Genomic DNA, 10,939 nt, shown 5'->3' with positions numbered 1-10,939 from the left:
GTGTTGGCGGGTGTGTGGGATTGGGGGCCGCGGCCCCCAGGGGTGGTGTTCCCCCCCCTTCTCCCGGGGCGGCCCCGGGGGGGGGGGCCCGGGGCCGCCGGCCCGTTCAGTTGAGTGTCGGAATCTTCGTCGTGGTGCTAACGGCGCGGCGAGGCGTCCAGTACCTGCTGGAGCGCCTCGAACTCCTCGACGCACTTGCCGGAGCCGAGTGCGACCGAGTCGAGCGGGTTCTCGGCGATGTGGATCGGCATGCCGGTCTCGCGGCGCAGCCGCTCGTCCAGGCCGCGCAGCAGGGCGCCGCCGCCGGTGAGCACGATGCCGCGGTCCATGACGTCGCCGGCCAGCTCGGGCGGGCACTGGTCGAGGGTGGTCTTGACCGCGTCGATGATCGAGTTGACCGGCTCGTCGATGGCGGCGCGGACCTCGGCGGCGGAGATGACCACGGTCTTGGGCAGGCCGCTGACCAGGTCGCGGCCGCGGATCTCGGCGTGCTCGTCCTTCTCGCCCTCGAGGCCGTAGGCGCTGCCGATGCTCATCTTGATCTGCTCGGCGCTGCGCTCACCGAGGAGGAGGGAGTACTCCTTCTTGATGTGCTGGACGATCGCGTTGTCCAGCTCGTCGCCGGCGACCCGGATGGACTGGGCGGTGACGATGCCGCCGAGGGAGATGACGGCGACCTCGGTGGTGCCGCCGCCGATGTCGACGACCATGTTGCCGGTGGCCTCGTGGACGGGCAGTCCGGCGCCGATCGCGGCGGCCATCGGCTCCTCGATGATGTGCACCTGGCGGGCGCCGGCCTGCGAGGAGGCCTCGATGACGGCGCGGCGCTCGACGCCGGTGATGCCGGAGGGCACGCAGACCACGACGCGCGGGCGGGCGAGGTAGCGGCGGCGGTGGATCTTGAGGATGAAGTAGCGCAGCATCCGCTCGGTGATCTCGAAGTCGGCGATCACGCCGTCCTTGAGCGGGCGGATGGCGACGATGTTGCCCGGAGTGCGGCCGATCATCTTCTTGGCCTCGGCGCCGACCGCGAGGATGCCGCCGGTGTTGGTGTTGACCGCGACGACGGACGGCTCGTTGAGGACGATCCCCTTGCCCCTGACGTACACCAGCGTGTTGGCTGTTCCGAGGTCGATCGCCAAGTCGCGGCCGATGAACGACAGGTTGCTCGCCATGGGGTGTGGGTGCCTTCCCGGGCTCGGAGTTCATGGGGGTGGACGGATGCGCGCGCCCACGCTTGGGCGGAGACCAGCTGAGCTGCCTTACCGGGCCCTTGAGTCGCGTCCATCGTAGTCACGCGCGTGGTACGGACATCGACGCGGGCATACCGTCCATTGTCCGGAGCGTGATCGCTTCTCCGAGGATTGGGACGCCGTGTCGGCCTCCCCAGTTCCCTATTTCACGATAAGAATGCCCCGGCCGGGCCAATGGTCCCGACCGGGGCGGCACGAACGTCCTGACGGACCCTGGGATCAGGCGTGCGCGGGGAAGAAGATCTTGATCTCGCGCTCGGCGGACTCCGGGGAGTCGGAGGCGTGGATCAGGTTTTCGCGGGTGATGGTCGCGTAGTCACCGCGGATGGTGCCGGAGCCGGCCTCCAGCGGGTTGGTGGCGCCGGCCAGCATGCGGATGCCCTTCACGACCTCCTCACCCTCGACGATCATCGCGATCGACGGGCCGGAGGTCATGAACTCGAGCAGCGGCTCGTAGAACGGGCGGCCGACGTGCTCGGCGTAGTGGTGCTCCAGGGTCTCCCGGTCGAAGGTGCGCAGCTCGACGGCGGTCAGCTGCCAGCCGGCCTTGCGCTCGATGCGGCTGATGATCTCGCCCGCCAGGCCGCGGCGAACGGCGTCGGGCTTGAGCAGGACGAGAGTGCGCTGGGACACGGTGCGTCTCCTGGGGATTCGGGGCGACATGCGGTACGGGGCAGAGGTTACCTTGCGTGAACGACCGGTCGGTTCCGTGGTGGGGGCGGGAACCGGCCCGGACCGTCAGGCGGCCCGGGCCTCGGCGGCCGCGCGGGCGGCCTTGAACTCGTCGACCTTGCGGCCGTAGTGCACCGAGCACCACCACAGGCCGGCGAAGACCGCACCGAGCGCGAACATCGTCGGCAGGATGAAGCCGCTGGCGATCAGGCCGATCTGCAGCGCCCAGCCGATGGCCACCGCACCGGGGCGGTTGATCATGCCGCAGAGCGCGATGCAGAGCGCCATGGCGATCCCGGTGACGATCCAGACCGTCGCCGTCGAGACGCTGGACAGCCGCATCGCGACCAGCCCGGCAAACATCGCCAGGAGCGCCTCGCCGATCAGCGTCGAGGAGCAGAGCGTCCTCATGTCACTTCCTCCCGAGCAGCAGGCGGGCCTCGCCCACCGTGATGACCGAACCGGTGACCAGCACCCCGGCGCCGCCGAGGTCGCCCTCCTCCTCGGCCAGGGTGACCGCGGCGGCGATGGCGTCGTCGAGCCGGGGCTCGACCTGGACGCGGTCCTCGCCGAACACCTCGACGGCCAGGGCCGCGAGCGCGTCCACGTCCATCGCGCGGTGGGTGGAGTTCTGGGTGATGACGACCTCGGCCAGGATCGGCTCGAAGGCCTCCAGCAGGCCGGCCACGTCCTTGTCCCCCGAGGTGCCGATCACGCCGACCAGGCGGGTGAAGCCGAAGGACTCGGAGATCGCGGAGACGGTGGCCCGGGCGCCGTGCGGGTTGTGGGCGGCGTCCAGGATGATCGTGGGGCTGCGGCGGACGACCTCGAGGCGGCCCGGCGAGGAGACGCCGGAGAAGGCCTGGCGGATCTTGTCGACGTCGAGCTGGCCGCCGCGGGCGCCGCCCACGCCGAAGAAGGCCTCGACCGCGGCCAGCGCCAGCGCCGCGTTGTGCGCCTGGTGCTCGCCGTGCAGCGGGATGAAGACGTCCTCGTACTCCTCGCCGCCGATTCCGCGCAGCGTCACCAGCTGGCCGCCGATGGCGAGCTCACGGCGGATCACCCCGAACTCCATGCCCTCGCGGGCGACGGTGGCGTCCACCTCGACGGCCCGGCGCAGGATGGTCTCGGCGGCGTCCAACTGCTGCTGGGCGACCACGGCCACGGCGCCGGGCTTGATGATCCCGGACTTCTCGACCGCGATCTCGCCGGTGGTCTCGCCGAGCTTGTCGGTGTGGTCCAGCCCGATCGGGGTGATCACGGCGACGGCGGCGTCGATGACGTTGGTGGCGTCCCAGGAGCCGCCCATGCCGACCTCGACCACCGCGACGTCCACCGGGGCGTCGGCGAAGGCGGCGTAGGCCATGCCGGTGAGCACCTCGAAGAAGGACATCGGCACCGGCTGGGCGGCGTCGACCATCTGCACGTAGGGCTCGATGTCGCGGTAGGCCTCGACGAAGCGCTCGGGGCTGATCGGGGCGCCGTCCAGGCTGATCCGCTCGGTGACGGTCTCCACGTGCGGGCTGGTGTAGCGCCCGGTGCGCAGCTCGAAGGTGTTGAGCAGCTGCTCGATCATCCGGGCGGTGGAGGTCTTGCCGTTGGTGCCGGTGATGTGGATGGACGGGAAGGACCGCTGGGGCTGGCCCAGGATGTCCATCAGCGCCTCGATCCGGTCGAGCGAGGGCTCCAGCTTGTTCTCCGGCCAGCGCTTGGAGAGCTCGAGCTCGACGTCGCGCAGGGCGTCGCCGGTGTCGCCGTCGGCGGGGCGGAGGGTGTACGGATTCGGGTCGGCCTTGTCGCTCACGACCACAGTCTACGGAGCGGGGGCGGCCCGGACCCACAGGGTGAGGGTGATGGCGTGGACACGTCGCCGGACTGATCTCCCTGGCGCTCGCTGCGCCGCTTCCTCACCCAGCGCACCCACCGGCCGGTGCAGCGCAGGCACTGCACTGGGTCTGGCGAGCCACGCCGCGCTGCTGGTCTCCGACTCCGACGGCGTGCAGGAGGAGTGCACCGGCCGAAGGGTGTCCGTCCGCTCCGGACCGGGTGGGGGTCAGACCCCGGCCCGGGCCTCCGGGACGTGCGCGGTGCCGCCGTGTCGGCGGCGCAACTCGGCGGTGATCTCGGACAGTTCGCCCTCGGGCAGCAGCGGCAGCATCATCGCCACGCCCTGCAGCAGTCCGCCGAGCAGGTAGGTGGTGTCCGCCGTCGCGGCGACCAGACCGCGGACCTCGGCCACCCGGCCGGCCGCGACCGCCTCGATCAACTGGGCGGCGTTCGCGGTCTCCTCGTCCACCTGGACCCCACCGGTGTCCTTCGGGGCCCGCCGGGCCATCGCCCGCAGCACCCGGTCGCCGACCTCGGGGGCGTAGGCCTTGCGGACGGCCTCGGCGGCGATCCAGGTGAGCAGGGTGGTCACCTCCCGCTCGATGTTCTCCGCCAGCAGCAGGTCCAACTCGTGGTCGAACGCGAGCTGGTTCCCGTGCCGGAAGGCGAGCAGCAGCGTCGCCGCCCTGGCCTTGGCTTCCTCGACCGCCTCGGCAGGCAGTTCCTGGGCCAACTCCTCGGTCACCACCACGCCATGCCCTCCCGTCCGTCGCTCAGCAGGAACGCTCAGCGGAATCGCGTTCGGAAACTCCGTGCACACCGTACACATCCGACCTGGAAACTTCCGCGAACGCGCGCGGGCAAGACCGGAATCAATTCGCTCGGAATAAGACCTCACCCGGTCCAGGATGAATATTCGCCGGAAGGGAGCAATGTTTCTGCTCTATTAGGCGAGCAAAAGCGAGCACCCGGCCGACGAGCCGGAAAACGCCGAAGGGCCGCACCCCGCGCGTCGCGGAGTGCGGCCCTTCGTGGGCGATCCGGGTTCAGCCCTGCGGCAGCGCCGCGAGCTGGGCGGTGATCCGGGCGATGTCGGCCTCGGCGGCCTCCTGGCGGGTCCGGATCTTGGCGACCACCTCGTCCGGCGCCTTGGCCAGGAAGGCCTCGTTGCCGAGCTTGGCGGTGGTCTGGGCCTTCTCCTTCTCGGCGGCCGCGAGGTCCTTGGCGAGCCGCTTGCGCTCCGCCGCGACGTCGATGGTGCCGGAGAGGTCCAGCGCGACGGTGGCACCGGCCACCGGCAGCGAGGCGGTGGCCGCGAAGCCCTCCTCGGGGACGGTCAGCCACAGCAGCGAGCGGATCGCGTCCTCATGGGCGGCCAGCGCGGTACCGGCCAGCTCCAGCTGGGCCGGGACGCGCTGGCGGTCCTGGAGGCCCTGGTCGGTGCGGAACCGGCGGACCTCGGTGACCACCTGCTGCACCGTGGCGACCTCGGCCTCGGCCGCGGTGTCGCGGAAGCCGCTGTCCTTCGGCCACTCGGCGACGACCAGCGACTCGGCGCCGGTGAGCCGGGTCCACAGCGCCTCGGTGACGAACGGGACGACCGGGTGCAGCAGCCGCAGGGTGACGTCCAGGACCTCACCCAGCACCCGGCGCGAGGCATCGGCCTGCGGGCCGCCCTTGGCCAGGGTGGTCTTGGAGAGCTCGACGTACCAGTCGAAGACCTCGTCCCAGGCGAAGTGGAACAGCGCGTCCGAGACCTTGGCGAACTCGTAGTCGTCGTACAGCGCGTCCACCTCGGCGACCGCGGTGTTCAGCCGCGACAGGATCCAGCGGTCGGCCGCGGTCAGCTCCTCCGGCGCGGGCAGCGGGCCCTCGACGGTGGCGCCGTTCATCAGCGCGAAGCGGGTCGCGTTCCAGATCTTGTTGCAGAAGTTGCGCGAGCCCTTGACCCAGTCCTCGCCGATCGGCACGTCGGCGCCCGGGTTGGCGCCGCGGGCCAGGGTGAAGCGGACGGCGTCGGCGCCGTAGGCGTCCATCCAGTCCAGCGGGTCCACCGCGGTGCCGGAGGACTTCGACATCTTCTTGCCGCGCTCGTCGCGCACCAGACCGGTCAGCGCGACGGTCTTGAACGGCGCCTGGCCGTCCATCGCGTACAGGCTGAACATCATCATCCGGGCGACCCAGAAGAAGATGATGTCGTGGCCCGTCAGCAGGACGTCGGTCGGGTAGAACTTCTCGAGGTCGGCGGTCTTCTCCGGCCAGCCGAGCGTGGAGAACGGCCACAGGCCGGAGGAGAACCAGGTGTCCAGGACGTCCGGGTCCTGGTGCCAGCCCTCGCCGGTCGGCGGCTGCTCGTCCGGTCCGACGCAGACGACCTCGCCCTCGGGGCCGTACCAGACCGGGATCCGGTGGCCCCACCAGAGCTGGCGCGAGATGCACCAGTCGTACATGTTGTCCACCCAGTCGAAGTAGCGGCGCTCCAGCTCCTTCGGGTGGATCTCCACCTTGCCGTCGCGGACGGCGTCGCCGGCGGCCTTGGCCAGCGGCTCGACCTTGACCCACCACTGCAGCGACAGCCGCGGCTCGACCACGGTGTGGCAGCGCGAGCAGTGGCCGACGGCGTGCATGTACGGGCGCTTCTCGGCGACGATCCGGCCCTGCTCGCGCAGCGCGCCGACGACGGCCGAGCGGGCCTCCAGCCGGTCCATGCCGAGGAACGGGCCGTGCACGGTGATCACGCCGTGGTCGTCCATCACGGTCAGGTTCGGCAGGTCGTGCCGCTGGCCGATGGCGAAGTCGTTCGGGTCGTGCGCGGGCGTCACCTTGACGGCGCCGGTGCCGAACTCCGGGTCGACGTGCTCGTCCGCGACGACCGGGATCTCCCGGTCGGTCAGCGGCAGCTTGATGGTGCGGCCGACCAGGTGCTTGTAGCGCTCGTCCTCGGGGTGAACGGCCACCGCGGTGTCGCCCAGCATCGTCTCGGCCCGGGTGGTGGCGACGACGATGGAGTCCTCGCCCTCGCCGTAGCGGATCGAGACCAGCTCGCCGGGGACGTCCTCGTGCTCCACCTCGATGTCGGACAGCGCGGTGAGGCAGCGCGGACACCAGTTGATGATGCGCTCGGCGCGGTAGATCAGGCCGTCGTCGAACAGCCGCTTGAAGATGGTCTGGACGGCCTGGGACAGGCCCTCGTCCATGGTGAAGCGCTCGCGCGACCAGTCCACGCCGTCACCGAGGCGGCGCATCTGGCCGAGGATGCGGCCGCCGTAGCTCTTCTTCCACTTCCAGACCTTCTCGACGAAGGCCTCCCGGCCCAGGTCGTGCCGGGACAGGCCCGCCTCGGCGAGCTGCTGCTCGACCTTGTTCTGGGTGGCGATGCCGGCGTGGTCCATGCCGGGCAGCCAGAGCGTCTCGAAGCCCTGCATGCGCTTGCGGCGGGTCAGCGCGTCCATCAGCGTGTGCTGGAAGGCGTGGCCCAGGTGCAGGACGCCGGTGACGTTCGGCGGGGGGATGACGATCGTGTACGCGGGCTTGTCGCTCTGCGCGTCCGCGGTGAAGTAGCCACGCTCTACCCAGCGCTCGTACAGCTCGCCCTCTACGTCCGCGGGGGTGTAGGTCGTCGGGAGGGTTGCCGCATCGTCCCCGGTGGTGCTCACGGGGCGCTGGTTCGTCGTGTCGGTCACGACGCACAGTTTACGTAACCGGGGGCGCTGGTTACGAACCGCTTTCGGTCCGTGGACTCCCCGGCCCGAACACCGCCGGGGCGGGCGTCGTGCGATACCGTGCCCGGGCACTCGTCCGGGTGACCGGACGTGCACGGAGCCATCACCACCAGATCGGCCGCAGGTGCGGCGGGGGAGCACGAGGACAGATGTACGGCCAGGGACAGCAGTATCCGCAGCAGGGACAGCCCTACGGGGGGCAGCCGTACGGCGCGCCGCCGCCGCAGCAGCCGTACGGCGCTCCGCAGCCCCAGTACGGGTACCCGCCCCAGCAGCCCTACGGCCAGCCGCAGCCGCAGTACGGCGGCGTGCCGCCGCAGGGCCCGTACGGCCAGCCGGGCTACCCTGCGGCGCCGCAGAAGGGCAAGGGCGGCCTGGTGGTCGGTCTGATCATCGGCGCGCTGGTGCTCGGTGGCGGCGGCTTCGCCGCCTGGAAGTTCCTGGGCGGCGACTCGGGCGGCAACTACAAGATCGCCACGCCGCAGACCCTCCCGGGCGGTTACACCCAGAAGTCGGCCAAGGAGGAGCCGGTCGACACGTCCAAGCCGGAGGCGAAGGACGCCGGCAAGTACGGCAGCAACCTCACCGTCGTGATCGCCAGTTACACCAAGGGCGGCGACCTGACGGACGGCCTCTCGGTGGCCGGCTTCTACGGGAACATCGACGACCCCGGCCAGATGCTCGAGGACGCCAAGAAGGGCGGGAACGGCCTCACCTGGACCACGCCGCTGACCGACGAACCCGCCCAGGACAGCCACAGTTCCTCGGGCCGGCTCTCCTGCGGCGTCTACACCCTGCTCGCCAAGAGCCAGTCCGTCTGCATCTGGGCGGACAAGTCGACCTACGCCCGGGTGACCTTCGCCAAGGACGCCCTCTCCCCGGACCAGGCCGCCGAGAAGGCCCGCGCCATCCGCGACGCCATGAAGGTCGCCAAGTAGCACGAAGCGCGCACCGGGGGCATGCCGCAGCACCACACCACCGCCGGAGCCTCCGGCGGCATCCACGCGTGACGTCCCAGAAAGGGCCTCGCATGTCCGATCAGAACCCGTACGGGCAACCGCCGCAGCCCGGCTACCCGGCGACGCCGCCGCCGGCCGCCCCCGGCTACGGCGGCATCCCGCCGCAGGCCCCGCCGCCCGGCTACCCCGCGCCCGGCGCGCCGCAGGCCGGCGGCTACCCGGGCTACACGGAGACGCCCGGGGCCTACCCCGGCTACGGCGGTTACGCGCCGGTGCCGCCGCGCAAGTCCCGCAGGACGCTGTGGATCGTGCTCGGCACCATCGCAGCCGTGCTGGTGATCGTCGGCGGGGCCCTGGGGTACTTCGTCTGGGACACGACCAGCAACGCGGGCACCCAGAAGATCGCCTTCCCGGCGACCTTCAAGGACCTCAAGGCCAACGACGACCCGGCGGTGACCGGGAAGATCCAGGACGAACTCACCTCGAAGATCGGCCAGGGCGACGGCAACTGGAAGCCGACCGGGGTCGCCGGGGTGTACCAGGACTCGGACTCCAACCCCCAGCTGATCGCGGTGGGCGTCTACGGCAAGGTGCTGCTGCCCAAGCAGGAACTGGACCAGATGTTCAGCGGCTTCTCCGGCGCGGGCGGGACCATCACCGGCCGGCACTCGGTCGACCCCGGCCCCAAGGGCGGCCAGATGGACTGCGCCACGTCCGAGGACGGCGACAGCAAGCTCGCCCTCTGCGCCTGGGCCGACAAGAGCAGCGTCGTCATGGTGCTGAAGGGCTCCGACGACGGCACCCAGCCCGACGTGGACAAGCTCGCCGCCGACGCCCGCGACCTGCGCGCGGTGGCCGAGGTGCCGAAGTAGGCTCCCGGCCCGCAGCCGCGAAGGGGCCCCGCACCGGATCCGGTGCGGGGCCCCTTCGTACGTCCTGCGGCGTCAGGCGCTCTTGTCGCGGCGCTCGCGCTTGATCATGTCGCGCGGGACCAGGGTGGGGATGGCGTGCTTGGAGACCACGTCCCCGGTGACCACCACGCGGGCGACGTCCTGGCGCGAGGGGACCTCGTACATCACGGACATCAGCACCTCCTCCATGATGGCCCGCAGACCGCGCGCGCCGGTGCCGCGCAGGATCGCCTGGTCGGCGATCGCCTCCAGCGCGTCCCGGGAGAACTCCAGCTCCACGCCGTCCAGTTCGAAGAGCTTGCGGTACTGCTTGACCAGCGCGTTCTTCGGCTCGGTGAGGATCTGCAGCAGCGCCTCGCGGTCGAGGTTGTGCACGCTGGTGATCACCGGCAGACGGCCGATGAACTCGGGGATCATGCCGAACTTCACCAGGTCCTCGGGCATCACCTGGCGGAAGTGGTCGCTGGCGTCGGACTCCCGCTTGGAGCGGATGTTGGCGCCGAAGCCGATGCCCTTGGCACCCGCGCGGCCCTCGATGATCCGCTCCAGGCCGGCGAACGCCCCGCCGACGATGAACAACACGTTGGTGGTGTCGATCTGGATGAACTCCTGGTGCGGGTGCTTGCGCCCGCCCTGCGGCGGCACCGAGGCGGTGGTGCCCTCCAGGATCTTCAGCAGCGCCTGCTGCACGCCCTCGCCGGAGACGTCACGGGTGATCGACGGGTTCTCGCTCTTGCGCGCGACCTTGTCGATCTCGTCGATGTAGATGATCCCGGTCTCGGCCTTCTTGACGTCGTAGTCGGCCGCCTGGATCAGCTTGAGCAGGATGTTCTCGACGTCCTCGCCGACGTAACCGGCCTCGGTCAGCGCGGTGGCGTCCGCGATCGCGAACGGCACGTTCAGCATCCGGGCCAGGGTCTGCGCCAGCAGCGTCTTGCCGGAGCCGGTGGGGCCCAGCAGCAGGATGTTCGACTTGGCCAGCTCGATGGCGTCCTCGCGGCCGTTGCCGCCGCTACGGCCGGCCTCGCCCGCCTGGACGCGCTTGTAGTGGTTGTAGACGGCCACCGACAGCGCCTTCTTGGCGAGGTCCTGGCCGACCACGTACTGGTCGAGGAACTCGTAGATCTCACGCGGCTTCGGGAGCTCCTCGAAGCGCACCTCGGAGGTCTCGGCGAGTTCCTCCTCGATGATCTCGTTGCACAGGTCGATGCACTCGTCGCAGATGTACACGCCTGGGCCGGCGATCAGCTTCTTCACCTGCTTCTGCGACTTGCCGCAGAACGAGCACTTGAGCAGGTCGCCACCGTCTCCGATGCGTGCCACGAGGTGCTTCCCCTTCGCCAGGGGCCCCGCAGGGGTTCCGGGGCCTGGTGCTGTGGACCGTCCGCGCCGACGGCGCTCGGTCTCGCTATCCGACGGTACTCTGCCGGGCCCTTGATTCCGTCCTCTTCGCCGGGTCTGCCCTACGCCCTGGGCGAATTGATACCGAACAGATGCCGTGGCAGACCCCGCCGACGGACCGGGGCGGGGCGCGTCCGTCCTCCTTGAGGAACATGTCCACCCGCGCGAGACCGCTGCACCCCAAGGCGCGGTAC

The 10,939-nt window shown here is 70.5% G+C and carries 9 protein-coding genes; 2 read left to right on the top strand and 7 right to left on the bottom strand.

Features of this window, described 5'->3' with window-relative positions:
- Window positions 1-137 precede the first annotated feature (137 nt).
- The 6 genes from ACWCYO_RS38955 to ACWCYO_RS38930 form a co-directional block, all read right to left on the bottom strand.
- A complete protein-coding gene (locus ACWCYO_RS38955) occupies window positions 138-1,163 on the bottom strand; it encodes a rod shape-determining protein (protein WP_030283777.1) in 1,026 nt (341 codons plus the stop codon).
- A 309-nt stretch (window positions 1,164-1,472) separates the two neighbouring features.
- The gene (gene ndk / locus ACWCYO_RS38950) at window positions 1,473-1,886 is read right to left on the bottom strand and encodes a nucleoside-diphosphate kinase (protein WP_030283775.1); all 414 of its coding nucleotides are present in this window, start codon (window positions 1,884-1,886) and stop codon (window positions 1,473-1,475) included.
- 105 nt (window positions 1,887-1,991) lie between these two features.
- The gene (locus ACWCYO_RS38945) at window positions 1,992-2,336 is read right to left on the bottom strand and encodes a DUF4233 domain-containing protein (RefSeq protein ID WP_449786845.1); all 345 of its coding nucleotides are present in this window, start codon (window positions 2,334-2,336) and stop codon (window positions 1,992-1,994) included.
- 1 nt (window position 2,337) lies between these two features.
- On the bottom strand, window positions 2,338-3,729 hold the full coding sequence (gene folC / locus ACWCYO_RS38940) for a bifunctional tetrahydrofolate synthase/dihydrofolate synthase (RefSeq protein WP_405000706.1): 1,392 nt from the start codon (window positions 3,727-3,729) through the stop codon (window positions 2,338-2,340).
- 249 nt (window positions 3,730-3,978) lie between these two features.
- On the bottom strand, window positions 3,979-4,503 hold the full coding sequence (locus tag ACWCYO_RS38935; protein ID WP_270146975.1) for a hypothetical protein: 525 nt from the start codon (window positions 4,501-4,503) through the stop codon (window positions 3,979-3,981).
- Between the two features lie 295 nt (window positions 4,504-4,798).
- Entirely contained in the window at window positions 4,799-7,435 is a 2,637-nt protein-coding gene (locus ACWCYO_RS38930) for a valine--tRNA ligase (RefSeq protein WP_449786844.1), read from the bottom strand.
- Between the two features lie 188 nt (window positions 7,436-7,623).
- On the opposite strand from ACWCYO_RS38930, the gene ACWCYO_RS38925 reads away from it, so the two are divergent.
- Window positions 7,624-8,412, top strand: a complete 789-nt coding sequence (locus tag ACWCYO_RS38925) for a hypothetical protein (RefSeq protein ID WP_270146973.1) — start codon at window positions 7,624-7,626, stop codon at window positions 8,410-8,412.
- Window positions 8,413-8,504: 92 nt separating this feature from the next.
- Window positions 8,505-9,305, top strand: coding sequence for a hypothetical protein (locus tag ACWCYO_RS38920; RefSeq protein WP_270146972.1), 801 nt, complete (start codon window positions 8,505-8,507; stop codon window positions 9,303-9,305).
- 72 nt (window positions 9,306-9,377) lie between these two features.
- Here ACWCYO_RS38920 and clpX read toward each other — a convergent pair whose 3' ends face one another.
- Complete coding sequence (clpX, locus tag ACWCYO_RS38915; RefSeq protein WP_030283761.1) at window positions 9,378-10,667, bottom strand: ATP-dependent Clp protease ATP-binding subunit ClpX; 1,290 nt, start codon at window positions 10,665-10,667, stop codon at window positions 9,378-9,380.
- Window positions 10,668-10,939: the final 272 nt, after the last annotated feature.

It is taken from the genome of Kitasatospora sp. NPDC001683 (assembly GCF_053596495.1).
This window is presented reverse-complemented; position numbering and strand designations above follow the sequence as displayed.